Consider the following 14,712-nt stretch of genomic DNA (forward strand, 5'->3'; position numbering starts at 1 on the left):
ATTTTCCTTTCCGCACAAAGTTTTAAGCAGGGGAATTCCGATATTTCCATATTCTGCAATTGACTGTTCCAGCGTGAGGACACGCTGTTCCCCGAGCATGCGCACTTAAACTTCGCTCCAGGATTGACGGGGTGGCTCCAGTACCCGGACCACTTCAGCTCGGTCTGAATGTCACAAAGGAAAGTCATGAAGCACACTTTGATTATTGCGGGCGTCCTCAGCGCATTCGCAGTTTCGGCTCACGCGCAAAGCAGCGTCACGCTGTATGGCGCGCTGGACGCGGGTATCGTCTATGCGAACAACGCGGGCGGCCACGCCGCGTGGAATCAGGGCAGCGGTGCACTGTCCGATACGTACTTCGGCCTGAAGGGTAGCGAGGACCTGGGCGGCGGCGTGCATGCCATCTTCAGGCTGGAAAACGGCTTCAACCTGAACAACGGCCGCGACACGGAAGCCGGCACGATGTTCAACCGCCAGGCTTGGGTTGGTCTGCAAAGCGACCAATATGGCGCGCTGACGCTGGGCCGCCAGTACGATTCGATGGTCGATTACCTGTCGCCGCTCTCGGAAGCCGGTTCGGGCTTCGGCAACAACATGGCGGCTCACCCGTTCGACAACGACAACCTCGATCACTCGTTCTCGATCAAGAACTCGGTCAAGTACTCGAGCGCCAACTATGCGGGCTTCAAGTTCGGCGGCCTGTACGGCTTCAGCAACGATGCGGGCCAGTTCGCGAACAACCGCGCATGGAGCCTTGGCGCATCGTATGGCAACGGCCCGCTGAACTTCGCGGCGGCTTACCTGCAGATGAACAATTCGCGCACGAACAGCAATGCGAATGGCGCGAACTCGCCGGGCAATGGCAATAACTTCAACCTGGCGGCGGAAACGCAGCGCGCCTTCGGTGCGGGCCTGAACTACACGTATGGCCCCGCAACGGTGGGCTTCGTGTGGACCCACACGCAATACCAGGGGCTGATGTCGGGTGGCCAGGGCGGCAATACGCAAATCGTGTTTACGCAACCGAACACGGGCCTGCGCCTCGACAACTTCGAGCTGAACGGCCGCTATGCGCTGACGCCGGCACTGAGCCTCGACGCCTCGTACACGTACACCGACGGCAAGCTCACGAGCAACGTGGGTTCGGCTGATCCGAAGTGGCACACAGTTTCGCTGCAAGCCGACTACTCGCTCTCGAAGCGCACCGACGTTTATGTCGAGGGTGTCTATCAGCACGCTTCGGGCCAGTTGAACGGCGTTTCGAACGTTGCCATGATCAACACGCTGTCGCCTTCGACCACGCCGAACCAGGTCGCCGCAACGGTGGGTCTGCGTCACCGCTTCTAATCGAGGCTCGATCGTCCAATTATCCGATCGGAATTCGGCCCGCTATGCGAAATGCGCTCACGAGGTGCATCTCGCCGGCGGGCCGGTTGTTTTTCCCGGACTGGCTGCGCCGGTTCAATTCGGCGTGATGGCCGAGGGATGCTGGGCCAGCGGCGTTACCGCGATTTTCATGAACGGGAAGAGCGGCAGCGCGGCAAGCAGCGTATGCAGTTCGTCGTTCGACTCCACATCGAAAACGCTGTAGTTTGCGTACTCACCCGCGACGCGCCACAAGTGACGCCACTTGCCTTCGCGTTGCAGATTCTGCGAGAACGCCTTTTCTTCTGCCTTCAATGCATCGGCGTAGCCGGCGTCGGTGCCGTGCGGAATTTGCACTTGCATGTGCACGAGATAGAGCACGTTCGGTCTCCTGTGAATAGCGAGTGGGGTTTTAAACGTTCCGGGATCAGCCCCAGACGAGAATCGCCACCGAATAGACAATGCCGATCCAGAACATCATGATGACCGTATAGCCCATGATGTCCTTGAGCTTGAGTCGCGAGAGCGCGAGCGCCGGCAGGATCCAGAACGGTTGCACCAGATCGTTCCAGGCGTTGCCGAGCATCACGGCAACGGAGGTGTGACCCACGGATGCGCCGATCGTCTTTGCGGCCTCGATCATGAACGGGCCCTGGATGACCCAGTGGCCGCCGCCGGAGGGCGCGAAGAAGTTGATGACGAACGAGCTGATCAAGCCCCAGAACGGCAGCGTGCTGGGCGTAGCGACCTTGACGAAGGCCGCGGAGAGTGTGTCGACGAGCCCCGAGGACGCCATGATCGCCATGATGCCCGCGTAGAACGGGTATTGAAGAATGATGCCGCTGATCGTGCGAATGCCTTCATTGAGTTTCTCGACATAGCGGATGGGCGTGCCCAGCAGCACGATGCCGAGGAACAGAATAAAGAAGTTGATGAGGTTCAGATCGATCGAGCCGCCCTGGACGAAGTGCAGCGCCACATAGCCCATGCCGATTGCGCCGATCACCAGGCTCAACAGGCGGCTGTTGTTCAGGCGATGGGCGAGAGTGCCGTTCTCGTCGGTGTCGAGCACGGGAGCGGCGGCCTTGGGCGCCGCGTCCAGCGCGCGATCGATCTCCTTTACCGGCTGGCCCGCTTTCGGATGCAGCCACGCGTTCAGGAGCGGCAGCGTCACGATGGTCACGAGGCTCGTGATCAGCATGGCGGGCGAGAAAATCGTTTCAGAGAGCGGAATGATGCCCATCTGTGCTTCGAGCGGATGGCCCTTGGTCGAGATCAGCACGGGAATGCTGGCGGAAAGGCCGAGGCCGTAGAGCGTGAAGCCGCTGTATGCCGACGCGATGATGAGCGGATAGTGCACGCCCTTCACGCGCAGTGCGAGCTTGCGCGCCACGATGCCGCCTACCACGAGGCCGAAGCCCCAGTTGAGCCAACTGCCGATGCCCCCCACCAGCGTCGCCACGATAATCGCCGTGCGCGGCGAGTTCACCTGCGAGACGAGCCGGTCGAGAAACCGGTCGGTGAGCGGGGCGGTGGCGAGCACGTAGCCCATCGCGAGAATCACGGCCATCTGCGTCGTGAAGGCGAGCAGTGCCCAGAAGCCCTTGCCCCAGCTTGCCGTGAGCGCGGTGATGGCCTGGCCTTGCACGGTCACGGCCAGCACCATCGTGAGCAAGGTGAGGCCGATCGCAAAGACAAAGGGATCGGGCAAGCACCGGCGCATCAGCTCGGTGAAAAACGCGGTGATTCTTTGCATGGGTATGTCTCTTTTCAGTCGTAATAGTCGTGTGGTCTCTCTTGCGGTGACGTCGCGTTCGCGCGATCGTTCACCTCAATCCTTCTCGGGCGGCGTGCTTTTGCGGTGTTTCGCGAGCCGCATGAGTTGGCGGTCGCGCCACGCCACGCGCGCCTCCCATTGATCGAGCGGCAGCGCCGCGCGCCGCGCGGCCTCCACCTGCGCGACGAGTTCGGGCGTCCACGGATCGTGCTGGCCGCGCTCGGCGCCCATCCGTTCATAGGACGGTCCCATCTTCAGCGCATGCGAGGCGATGCCGCCGCGCGTGTTCAGGTCGGCGGTCTCGAACGGGCCGATCACGGACCAGCGCGGCGCGAGTCCTTCGCGCACCACCGTGTCGATGTCGTCGACGGAGGCCACGCCATCGCGCACGAGGCAATACGCCTCGCGCAGCAGCGCGCCTTGCAGCCGGTTGAAGATGAAGCCGGCCACTTCTTTTTTCACGCGCACGGGCAGCAGGCCCGCTTCGGTATAGAGCGCGATGGCGCGCATGGTGGCGGCCGGCGATGTGAACGGCGCCGGCACGATCTCGACCACTGGCACGAGATAGGGCGGATTGCCGGGATGCGCGACGAGGCAGCGCGCACGGCCCGGCAAGGTTTCATCGACGAATTTCGACGCCGCGAGAAACGACGAGGCACTCGCGAGAATCGCATGCTCCGGCGCGGCGCGATCGATCTGTGCGAAGAGTTCGCGTTTGAGCTCGGCGCGCTCCGGCGCGCATTCCTGCACGAGATCGGCGTCGGCGGCCGCGGCTTCGAGCGTGTCGACCACCTCCACGCGCGCGGCGATTCGAGCCGCGCTTTCGTCGATCAACACGAAGCGCGAGAGGTCCGCGAGACGCGCGGCGAGTTCGGCAGGCGCCGCGGCGCGCCGCGCTGCGTCGGGATCGAAGAGGCGCACGCGCCAGCCCGCGCGCGCGAACTGGAGCGCGAACGCCACGCCGATGCTGCCCGCACCGACGATGCCCGCGCGCCGCGTGCCGGGGACCGTCGCAGCCGCGCCGCTGTGCGCTTCGAGGTGGTCGGCGGATTGCATCGTCAGACTCCCGCGACGCCGACCGTCATGCCGCCGCACACATAGAGCACCTGGCCTGTGACGAAGCCGCTGCGCGCGTCGAGCAGATACGAGGCGGCGTGTGCGACGTCGTCGGGCGTGCCCACGCGCTTCACCGGCACGGCGTTGACGATGGCTTGCGTGCGCGGCGCGCCAGGCGGGTTGGCGCGATCGAACAGCTCGGTGCGGATCGGGCCCGGGCCGATGGCGTTGGCGGTAATGCCGAACGCGCCCAGCTCCAGCGCCCAGACGCGCGTCATGCCGATGAGCGCCGCCTTGGTGGCCGAGTACGCGGTGCGCAACTCCTTGCCGAGCGCCGCGCGCGACGACATGTTCACGATGCGCCCGAAGCCCGCGGCTTTCATGCCCGGCAGCAGCGCCTGCATGCACTGCTGCGCGCAGCGCACATTGAGCGCCCACGCGCGTTCGAGCTCTTCGAGCGTCTGGTGTTCGGCGTCCGCCGGGACCACGATGCCCACGTTGTTGATGAGGCGCGTGATCGGGCCGTCCGCGAGCGCACGCGTGAGTGCGTGCGCCGTGGCCTCGATGTCGGAAAGGTCGGCGATGATGCCGTCGCCCACGCGGTCGATCACGACCGCTTCGTAGCCGTCTGCCTCGCAGCGGGCGGCGCATGCGGCGCCAATGCCGGCGGCGCCGCCAGTGATCAAAACTCGTTCTTTAGCCATATCGGGAATGCGAATCGAGATAGTTTCGGAATGCGAATGAACTCAAACGGTGGCGACCGGCGTGACCGGCGAGCCCATCGCGCCCGGCAGCCGCAGCGGCGGCGCGGTGAGCATGAAGCGCGAGCGCTGGTGCTCGCGCAGCCACGCGGCGAGATCGCGCAAATACCACAGCTCGCCGAGCGGCAGCCCCAGCTTGAAGAGACAATGGTGGTGCAGCGGCATGAGCGGGTGCTCGCCCGGCGTCGCGGGCTCGCGCGCGGGGTAGCGCTCGACTGCGTAGTTGTCGGCGGCGAGCGCTGCAATGCCCGAGTCGGTGATCCACCGCAACAGTCGCGCGTCGCGGCCGTCGAGCGCGCTGCAATGGCTCGCGAGCACGGCTTCGTCGGGCTGGCGGTTCATCTCCATCACCATTTCGGCGAAGCCGGTGCGCAGCACGAGCATGTCGCCGCGCTCCACTTCGATGCGGTCCGCCTGGATCACGCGCATGAGGTCGTCGTAGCCGACCGTGCGGCATTCGCGCCCGAAATGCGCGGCTAGATCGATCAGCACGCCGCGGCCCTGCATGCCCTTCACCGCGAGGTTCTCGATGCCGAGCACATCGGCATGGCTGTGCGCGCCGCCGCAGGCGTGCGGCGCGAAGCCGCTTTCCGCGCGGTATTCCATCGGGCCGACGATATCGCGGTTCGCGCGATAGCCGTTGTAATAGACGCTTTCGGCCACGCCGTCACCATCGGCGTCGAAACGCGCGCCCACGTGCGCGAGCGCGTCCCATTGCGTCGAATACTGCAGCGAGAGCAGCACCTGGTCGTCGCTCACGACATCGGTGGCGCCGGGCTGGTCGCGCGCGAACGGGAAATTCACGTAGGGCAGGCCGTCGCGGAAGGTCGGCCGCAGCACGGGCGGATGGCGGCGCACGTTGAGCTTGCTCTCGCCGGGAAAGTCGAGCGGCAGCGAGAGCGTGAAACTAAGCCCTGCGCGAATTTCGCGCGCGCCCTTGAGCACCTGCTCCGCACCAATGAGATTGGGGCGGCCCAATTGATCATCAGGGCCGAAATCGCCCCAGTTCGAGCCTTCCGGCCGGTTCTTCCAACGCATGCTCTGTTCCTCTCCGTCCTTGCCGGACGGTTGCGCCATGACTGCCGCCGGCGCCGGGCCTTCAGGCGGCCAGCAGCGACGGCGGGATTTGCGCGAATACCTCGAGCAGCGCCTGCACGGCGTGCTGCTCGTTGCTTAGAAGACGCGCCTTGGGCGCGCCGATGACGAGCGCGAACGCTTCGCCGTGAATCAGAAAGCCGCGCGCGAGGCCGGCCACGTCCTCGATGCTTTCGCCCGTCGAGCGATGCCAGCCGTCCGCCACGCCTTGCTCGATCTCGTGCTCGAAGGTTGCGCGATCAACGAACGAACCGCCTGGCGCCACCGTCAACGGCTCGCAACTGTCGAGCAGCTTGCGCCGCGCCGTGGGCGCAAGCGCACCGAGCAGCGCCTTGCCAGCCGCGCTCGTGACCGACATGAAGCCGCCGGGCTCGTCGCTGTAGCGGATCTTCTGGCGCGACTCCATCACGTCGAGATAGACGACGCGGTTGCCCGCGAGCGTGGCGAGCGCGGCGGTCTCGCCGGTGGTGTCGCGCAGCGCGGCGAGCAGCGGCTGGAACATCAGCGTCAGCGGGTCCTCGCTGCAGATGTCGCGCGCGACATGCAGGAGGCGCTGCGTGGGGTAATAGCCGGCCTTCACGCCCGGAGCGTAGAGATAGCCCTTGGCCACCATCGTCTGCAACAGCGCGTGGCAGCTCGATAGCGGGATCTCGGTTCGACGCGCAATCTCGCTGTAGATCATCGGTTGCCGGACTTCGGCAAAGAGGTTGATCACGTCGAAGACGCGCACTGCAGTTTTCACATCCATGAGAGCATTATCGACATATCGATAATGCGCTGACAATATGCTTACGGGTAAACACCTAAATCGCGCGGCTTGGGGCCCAGACTGGGAACGGAGCCGATTCGGGTTATCCCTTGGTTGACGCTATAAAGCGAGCGCTTCATAGTCCGCACCGCCCGGCAACTGTTCGATAAATGAAAGCGTGTTCGTCAATCGAACGGCGACGATGTGCCTGCCACCTGCCTCGAAGCGGCGTGTTTCGCATCGGAAAGGACCTGGGTTCCGCGTGTTTCATATCGGAAACGCGGCGGCTGAAATCGATTTCTGGAGACGTAACGTGGCAGCTTCCTCTCTCGACAACCCGCATCACCAGGCCCGCCAGGCCCGCAAGGCTGGCATTGCCTCGTTCGTCGGCACGACGATCGAGTGGTACGACTTCTACGCATACAGCACGGCCGCGGCGCTCGTGCTCGGCAAGCTGTTTTTCCCTTCGAGCTCGCAGATGGTCGGCACGCTCGCGGCGTTCGCGTCGTTCTGGGTGGGTTTTCTCGCGCGCCCGATCGGCGGAATCGTGTTCGGTCACCTGGGCGACAAGGTAGGCCGCAAGAAGACCCTCATCATCACGCTCATGCTGATGGGCTTTTGCACCACGGCCATGGGCTTTTTGCCCACCTATGCGCAGGCGGGCGTGATGGCGCCGGTGCTGCTCATCTTCCTGCGGCTGCTGCAGGGCATTGCGATGGGCGGCGAGTGGGGCGGCGCGGTGGTGCTGTCATCCGAGCACGCGCCCAAGGGCAAGGAGATTCTCTATTCGGCCTTCGCGCAACAGGGCTCGCCCGCGGGCAACCTGCTCGCGACGGTGGCGTTTCTCGTGATCTCGATGCTGCCTGACCATCAGTTCATGACGTGGGGCTGGCGCGTGCCGTTCCTGATGTCGGCGCTGCTGGTGATGGTGGGCATGTTCATCCGCATGAGCGTGGACGAATCGCCGGCCATGAAGGAGCTGCAGGCGAAGAACAAGGTGGTGAAGCTGCCGATCGGCGAAGTGCTGCGCCACCACAAGTCGCTCGTGGCGATGGGCGTGGGTGCGTGCGTGATCGCGCTTTCGGCCACTTACTTCAAGACTACGTTCGCGCTGTCGTGGGCCGTGACTTCGATCGGGTTCGACCGCACGCAATTCCTGAGCGTCATCACGTTCGCCATCGTCGTGCAACTGATCGTGCAGCCGTTCGGCGCCGTGCTGGCCACGAAGCTAGATCTCCGGAAGGCGATCATCTACATGCTGGTGCCCGAGATCGTGGCGTTGCCGATCATGTTCATGATGATCGCCACGGGGTCGACCAAGCTCGCGATGTTCGGCATGGCGCTGGCCTCGATTCCGCATTCGCTGTACTACGCGGCCATGGCTGGCATGCTCGCAAAGGCCTTTCCGGCGCAGGTGCGCTACACGGGCATCTCGCTCTCGTACCAGATTTGCGGCATGGTGTTCGCGGGCACGACGCCGATTCTCGGCCAGTTCCTGCTGGGCGCCACGGGCAGCATTCTTTCGGTGGTCGCGCTCGGCATCGTGCACGTGATCATCACGCTGGTATGCGCGCTGATGCTGGTGTCGCGCATGCACAGCCAGCAGGCGATGCCCGAGTGCAGCGCGGTGGCGCAGCGGGTTTGACGCACGAGGCGGGGCGCAACGCGCGCCCTGGTATCACCGCCGCCCCGCCTCCCCTTCCAGATAAAGCTCGCGCAACGCCTGCCCGAACACGGTATCCGCTTCGCGCTGCACGCCCGCGCGCGTGAAGAGCGCAATGGGCGGCAGCGTCCAGTCGAAGGTGTAGGGCACGATCGCCACGCCCGCGATATGCACGAGTTCCTCGGCGATATCGGCGGGCACGATCGACACCGCATTCTCGTTCGTCGCGATCATTTCGCCGATCAGCCGCGACGTATAGCTCTCCATGATCGGCACCGGCGGCGCCACGCCCGCGTGCAGGAAGAGGTCGGAAATCTGCTCGCGCATGGGCGTGTTCGGCGCGCCCAAAATCCATTCCAGTTCCGCGAGTTTCTGCCAGCTCGACTTGGCGCGGCCGAGCCGCGCGGCGAGGCGTCGGCTCGCGATCAAGCGCGGCGTCTGCTGGTACAGCACGTCGAAACGCACCTGGTTCACGTCGGCGGTCGACGATGCGCGCCCGATCACGAGGTCGAGCGTGTGGTCGCGCAGGCGCGGCAGCAGCGTGTCGGTCGTGCCTTCGTGAATCGTCATGGTCACGCGCTGTGGCAGGCGCGACTGCGCGAGCCGGATCGCCGCGGCAAGCGTGCGCCCCGAAATGAACGGAATCACGCCCACGTGCATGCGCGTGGCATGGCCCGCATGCACCGCTTCGATGTCGCGCGCGAGGTGGTCGAGGTCGTGCAACATGGCCTGCGCGCGGGCCAGCACGACATTGCCGAGCGCCGTGGGCGTCATGCCGCGCGGCGAGCGATCGAACAGCGGCGCGCCGAACAGGCTCTCCATCTCGGCCAGCGCGTTGGTCACCGCCGGCTGGCTGGTGGCCATGTACTCGGCCACCCGCGTGAGCGAGCCGTGCTGGCGGATCTGCAGCAGCAGCACCAGATGGCGCATTTTCAGGCGCGCGTTCAGGCGCCTCGTGACTTCTTCGGTACTGAATGACACGGCCGGCAAGCCCCAGGAGGGGTATCAGGAAAAAATAATGGCCCCATACTAAATCAAAATGGGGTCGTTATGCCGGCTCTCTAGAATGGCCCTCATTCGAACACAACCGGTGCGCCGCCATGGCGGCCGGCACCATATTGGAGTGAGGAACATGAATAAGACCGAACGTCAGGCCGCCCTCGAGTACCACGAATTCCCCACCCCGGGCAAGATTTCGGTCACGGCCAGCAAGCCGCTGGTCACCCAGCGCGATCTCGCGCTCGCCTATACGCCCGGCGTGGCGGTGGCCTGCGAGGAAATTGTCACCGACCCGCAGAACTCGTTCCGCTACACGGCGCGCGGCAATCTGGTGGGCGTGATCACGAACGGCACGGCCGTGCTGGGCCTCGGCAATATCGGCGCGCTCGCTTCCAAGCCGGTCATGGAAGGCAAGGCGGTGCTGTTCAAGAAGTTCGCCGGCATCGACGTGTTCGACATCGAAATCACCGAAAGCGATCCCGACAAGCTCGTGGACATCGTCGCGAGCCTCGAAGCCACCTTTGGCGGCATCAATCTGGAAGACATCAAGGCGCCGGACTGCTTCACGGTCGAGCGCAAGCTGCGCGAGCGCATGAAGATTCCAGTCTTCCACGACGATCAGCACGGCACCGCCATTACCGTTTCGGCCGCGTTCCTGAACGGCCTGAAAGTGGTGGGCAAGGACATTTCGAAGGTCAAGGTCGTGGCCTCGGGCGCGGGCGCAGCGGCGCTCGCGTGTCTGGACCTGATGGTGGATCTGGGCCTGCCGCTCAAGAACATCTGGGTGACCGACCTCGCGGGCGTGGTCTATCAGGGCCGCACCGAACTGATGGACCCGGACAAGGAGCGCTTCGCGCAGGACACCTCTGCGCGCTCGCTTGCCGAAGTGATCGAAGGCGCGGACGTGTTCCTCGGCCTCTCCGCCGGCGGCGTGCTCAAGCCGGAAATGGTCAAGAAGATGGCGGACCAGCCGTTCATTCTCGCGCTTGCCAACCCCACGCCGGAAATCTTCCCCGAGGTCGCGCTCGAAGCGCGCCCGGACGCGGTGATCGCCACGGGCCGCTCGGACTTCCCGAACCAGGTCAACAACGTTCTGTGCTTCCCGTACATTTTCCGCGGCGCACTCGATGTGGGCGCAACGACCATCACGCGCAACATGGAAATCGCGGCGGTGCACGCGATCGCGAAGCTCGCCGAAGAAGAGGTCAATGACTCGGTGGCCGCGGCCTACGGCGCTTACGATCTGCGCTTCGGTCCGAAGTACCTGATTCCGCGTCCCTTCGACTCGCGCCTCATCGTGCGCATCGCGCCGGCGGTGGCGAAGGCCGCGATGGAAGACGGCGTGGCGACGCGTCCGATCGACGACTTCGGCGCCTACACGAACGAGCTCCAGCAGTTCGTGTATCACTCGGGCGCGTTCATGAAGCCGATCTTCGCGGCGGCCAAGCAATTCGTGCGCGATGGCGCGAAGGCGCGCATCGTGTTCGCGGAAGGCGAGGAAGAGCGCGTGCTGCGCGCGGTGCAGGTGATCGTCGACGAGAAGCTCGCGCGTCCGATCCTGATCGGCCGTCCCGAAGTGCTGCTTGCGCGCATCGAGAAGTTCGGCTTGCGCCTGAAGCTCGGCGAAGATGTGGAAGTGACGAATCCTGAGTATGACGAACGCTTCCATCAATACTGGACCACGTATTGGGAACTGCGTTGCCGCGACGGCATCTCGAAGGAAATGGCGCGCGTGGAAATGCGCCGCCGCCTCACGCTGATTGGTGCGATGATGGTGCGCCTGGGCGACGCGGACGGCATGATTTGCGGCACCGTGGGCGCGTATCACGATCACCTGCGCTTCGTCGACGAAGCGATCGGCATGCGCCGTGGCGCGAGGACCTACGCAGCGATGAACATCCTGCTGCTCGACAAGCGCACGGTCGCCATCGTGGACACACACGTGAACGACAACCCGAACGCCGAGCAGATCGCCGAGTTCACGCTCGCGGCGGCGCGCCAGATGGAATGGCTCAATCTCGCACCGAAGGTCGCGCTGCTCTCGCGCTCGAACTTCGGCTCGGGCAGCTCGGCATCGGGCGCGAAGATGCGCGAAGTGCTCAAGCTCGTGACCGAGCAGAACCCCGATCTGGAAGTGGACGGCGAGATGCACGGCGACTGCGCGCTCGACGAAGCGCTGCGCCAGCGAATCCTCCCGCATTCGAAGCTCAAGGGCGCGGCGAATCTGCTGGTGTGCCCGAACGTGGACTCGGGGAACATCGCGTACAACCTGCTCAAGACCGGCGCGGGCAGCAACGTGGCGGTGGGGCCGTTCCTGCTCGGCGTGAATGCACCGGTGAACGTGCTCACGTCGAGCTCGACGGTGCGACGCATCATCAATATGACGGCGTTGACGGTGCTTCAGGCCAATCGCGACTGAGTTGCGTATGAGTCGTGTCTGAATCGCGTCTGATCAGGCACGATCGATGAAGAAAGGCAGTGGTCCGCAAGGACTACTGCCTTTTTTGCTTGGGTGCCGATTGCCCGATTGCCCGATTGCCCGATTGCCCGATTGCCCGATTGCCCGATTGCGATACGCGGTCCGGTTCACAGACCTCGGGGTGGGGTGATAAAACCCGTTGCGTAGCGCCGGTAGATCCAGCCCGAACCGGCACCGGAGATGCTCAACGCGGCGACCAGAACCAGAATCTGCGCGAACTGGAGCACGGGGCCGTGGCGGCCGTCGCGAAGAGCGTGGGAGATTAATGCGGCGATTCCCATGATCAGGACCGCGGCAATACATATCGTCAGGGCGATCGTGAGCCAGGTGCCGATGATGGTCATGGCGTGCTCGTGAGTGTCACGCCAGGCGGCGCGCCAGCTTAGCGGCCTGCCGATCGCGACGTGACTCGACAGGAGGCATAGCCTCACATTCACCCAGATTGCGGCTAACGCCATGGCGCATGCGCTTGTCATGGAGAGCGCACGCACATGCCCGTGGATGCCAAGGAAGCGCGACGCCGTTGCAACGAGCAGGGCGCCGGCCACCACCGCGACGATCATGACCACCGTCAGGCCATACGTCAGCCCCAAATAGCGCCAGTAATCGCGGCCAACCAAGGTGTCGATGGCGATGGCGTCATCGCCGAGCACCACGTAGCGCATCGCCTGTACGACAACGGCATTCGTGAGCAGGAGCTTTACCAGCCACAATGCGCCGATCGCGAGCATCACCTGCATGGAATGCGGTGCGGGAAGGTCACCCAGCGAGACCTGAATGAAGCGTGTGAAAAAATGGCGGTGGTGCATGCGGCAATGAACAGCGGCCGCTGCAGCACCATGTTCCCGGCGTCGCGCCATGCCCCAGCGACGCATTCCCCGAAAGAGATTGTCTGCATCCCAGACTCCCGCGCCGTTTCGACGGCGTTCGATTACCGTTTTGTCGAAGTACGCACACGATGCTTTGAGTCGTTTTTCGTCGATGCATCGGTAGTGTCGCGATATTGTCATATCTGCCAGGAGGAGGCGACTGTTCATTAGCGCGCATTGGATGCAGCAAATCCGGCTTTTCTTCGCCCCCCTTCAGTTTTTCATGCGAATGCCGATACCACCGGCGTGGCGCGAATGCGTCACGAAAGGCAATCGAAAATGAAACATGAATGAAGCGGCAAGGAAACAAAGATGAAGTTGACCCTGAAGATTCCGCTTGCGTTCGCGGCGGCCCTCGTCTTGATGTTCGCCGGCTCGCTCTACGGAATCTATTCGCTGAATCAGTCGCTCAATGTTTACGGCACGACGGTGCAGAACAGCGTAGCCAACGAGCGTGCGGCGACGGCTATGCTGGTCGTCTTCAAGGTGCAGGTGCAGGAATGGAAGGACACGCTGCTGCGCGGCAAGGATCCGGCGCTGCTGGAGAAGCACTGGTCCGCGTTCGAGGCGCGTGAGCGCGAAGTGGACGCGCTCGCCGCACAATTGAGAACGAATTTGCCCGCAGGCGAGAGCCGCGACCTGGTCGAGCGGTTTGCCGCTGCGCACACGGCGATGGGGCAAGGTTATCGCGTGGGGTTCGCGGCCTTCAAGGCAGCGGGCTTCGATGCCGCCGCTGGCGATCATGCAGTGGCCGGCGTCGATCGCGCGCCCGCCGCGTTGCTCGGCGAAGCGGCGCGCCGGATCGCGGCGCAGGCCGCCCAGGTATCGGCCGATGCGGCTAGCGATGCGCGTCGCGCGACGGCGATCAGCGCCGTGTTGATGGTGGCTGCCTTGATCGTTTCCATGACGGGCAGCTGGCTCTTCAGCCGCACCGTGACGCGGCCGCTCGCTCGCGCGCTCGACTGCACGCGCGCGGTGGCCAACGGCGATCTCGCCTTCGAAGTTCAAACGGGCGGCCGCGACGAAACCGCAATGCTGCTCGCGGCGCTCAAGAGCATGCAGCGCAGCCTTGCGGGCGTGGTGAGCAAGGTGCGCGGTCATGCCGAGGGCGTGGCCTCGGCGAGCGGTCAAATCGCGGCGGGCAACCACGGGCTTTCATCGCGTACGGAAGAGCAGGCCGCTTCGCTCGAAGAAACGGCGGCGAGCATGGAAGAGATCACGGCCACCGTGCGCCAGAATGCGCAAAACGCGCAACAGGCAGCGCGGCTGGCCGGCGACGCGGCACAGACGGCGGCGCGCAGCAAGCAGTTGATGACCGAGGTAGTCGACACCATGCGCGGGATTGCGTCGAGCTCGGGCGAGATCGTCGATATCATCGCCGTGATCGATGGCATTGCGTTTCAGACGAATATGCTGGCGTTGAACGCAGCGGTCGAGGCCGCGCGTGCCGGCGAGGAGGGGCGCGGCTTTGCCGTGGTGGCCGCTGAAGTGCGTTCGCTCGCGCAGCGCAGCGGCGCGGCGGCGAAGGAAATCAAGGCGCTGATCGAGGCTTCCGCGCAACGCGTCGATGCGGGCTCGGCGCTCGTGAACGATGCGGGCAACGTGATCGGGGAAATGGTTGGCGCGGTCGAGCGCGTGACGGCAATCGTCGGCGAAATCGCCACGGCTTCGCGGGAGCAGAGCACCGGCATCGAGCAGGTGAACGTGGCTGTCACGCAGATGGACGAGACCACGCAGCACAATGCGGCGCTCGTCGAGGAGGCCTCCGCGGCAGCGCATGCGCTCGCCGAACAGGCGGTGGAATTGCGTGAGGCGGTAGGGGTGTTCAGGCTCGCGTGAGTCGCGAGCCTTTCAAGCCGAACCGGAGATTAACCCACGGACTCCAATGATGGCTTAGTCC

General features: G+C 64.3%; 12 protein-coding genes. 4 read left to right on the forward strand and 8 right to left on the reverse strand.

Features of this window, described 5'->3' with window-relative positions:
• The first annotated feature begins 186 nt into the window (after positions 1–186).
• Complete coding sequence (locus tag P5W98_RS23640) at positions 187–1,347, forward strand: porin (RefSeq protein ID WP_421025696.1); 1,161 nt, start codon at positions 187–189, stop codon at positions 1,345–1,347.
• Positions 1,348–1,461: 114 nt separating this feature from the next.
• Here the strand turns inward: P5W98_RS23640 and catC are convergent, their stop codons facing one another.
• From catC to P5W98_RS23670, 6 genes are all read right to left on the reverse strand, one after another.
• Entirely contained in the window at positions 1,462–1,746 is a 285-nt protein-coding gene (catC, locus tag P5W98_RS23645; protein WP_421025695.1) for a muconolactone Delta-isomerase, read from the reverse strand.
• Positions 1,747–1,792: 46 nt separating this feature from the next.
• Positions 1,793–3,121 carry a short-chain fatty acid transporter gene (locus P5W98_RS23650; protein ID WP_421025694.1) on the reverse strand — a complete coding sequence of 443 codons (1,329 nt, stop codon included), beginning with the start codon at positions 3,119–3,121 and terminating at the stop codon, positions 1,793–1,795.
• 75 nt (positions 3,122–3,196) lie between these two features.
• Entirely contained in the window at positions 3,197–4,198 is a 1,002-nt protein-coding gene (locus tag P5W98_RS23655; protein ID WP_421025693.1) for a 3-hydroxyacyl-CoA dehydrogenase, read from the reverse strand.
• Between the two features lie 2 nt (positions 4,199–4,200).
• Positions 4,201–4,902, reverse strand: a complete 702-nt coding sequence (locus P5W98_RS23660) for an SDR family oxidoreductase (RefSeq protein WP_421025692.1) — start codon at positions 4,900–4,902, stop codon at positions 4,201–4,203.
• 42 nt (positions 4,903–4,944) lie between these two features.
• A complete protein-coding gene (locus P5W98_RS23665) occupies positions 4,945–5,997 on the reverse strand; it encodes a cyclase family protein (RefSeq protein ID WP_421027020.1) in 1,053 nt (350 codons plus the stop codon).
• Positions 5,998–6,058: 61 nt separating this feature from the next.
• A complete protein-coding gene (locus P5W98_RS23670) occupies positions 6,059–6,802 on the reverse strand; it encodes an IclR family transcriptional regulator (RefSeq protein ID WP_421025691.1) in 744 nt (247 codons plus the stop codon).
• Between the two features lie 313 nt (positions 6,803–7,115).
• Here P5W98_RS23670 and P5W98_RS23675 point away from each other — a divergent pair, with 313 nt between their 5' ends.
• Positions 7,116–8,447, forward strand: coding sequence for an MFS transporter (locus tag P5W98_RS23675; RefSeq protein WP_421025690.1), 1,332 nt, complete (start codon positions 7,116–7,118; stop codon positions 8,445–8,447).
• A gap of 33 nt (positions 8,448–8,480) precedes the next feature.
• On the opposite strand, the gene P5W98_RS23680 is transcribed toward P5W98_RS23675, so the two are convergent.
• Positions 8,481–9,446, reverse strand: a complete 966-nt coding sequence (locus tag P5W98_RS23680) for a LysR family transcriptional regulator (protein WP_421025689.1) — start codon at positions 9,444–9,446, stop codon at positions 8,481–8,483.
• A gap of 151 nt (positions 9,447–9,597) precedes the next feature.
• Between P5W98_RS23680 and P5W98_RS23685 the strand changes: the two genes are divergently transcribed.
• Positions 9,598–11,883: an NADP-dependent malic enzyme gene (locus P5W98_RS23685; RefSeq protein ID WP_421025688.1), complete on the forward strand. Its 2,286-nt coding sequence runs from the start codon at positions 9,598–9,600 to the stop codon at positions 11,881–11,883.
• Positions 11,884–12,050: 167 nt separating this feature from the next.
• On the opposite strand, the gene P5W98_RS23690 is transcribed toward P5W98_RS23685, so the two are convergent.
• Positions 12,051–12,980 (reverse strand): hypothetical protein, encoded by a 930-nt coding sequence (locus P5W98_RS23690; RefSeq protein ID WP_421025687.1) that lies wholly within the window; start codon positions 12,978–12,980, stop codon positions 12,051–12,053.
• A gap of 144 nt (positions 12,981–13,124) precedes the next feature.
• On the opposite strand from P5W98_RS23690, the gene P5W98_RS23695 reads away from it, so the two are divergent.
• On the forward strand, positions 13,125–14,651 hold the full coding sequence (locus tag P5W98_RS23695) for a methyl-accepting chemotaxis protein (RefSeq protein WP_421025686.1): 1,527 nt from the start codon (positions 13,125–13,127) through the stop codon (positions 14,649–14,651).
• Positions 14,652–14,712 lie beyond the last annotated feature (61 nt).

The sequence above is a fragment of the Paraburkholderia sp. A1BS-2L genome (genome assembly GCF_051125205.1).
In the GTDB taxonomy this organism is placed as follows: domain Bacteria; phylum Pseudomonadota; class Gammaproteobacteria; order Burkholderiales; family Burkholderiaceae; genus Paraburkholderia.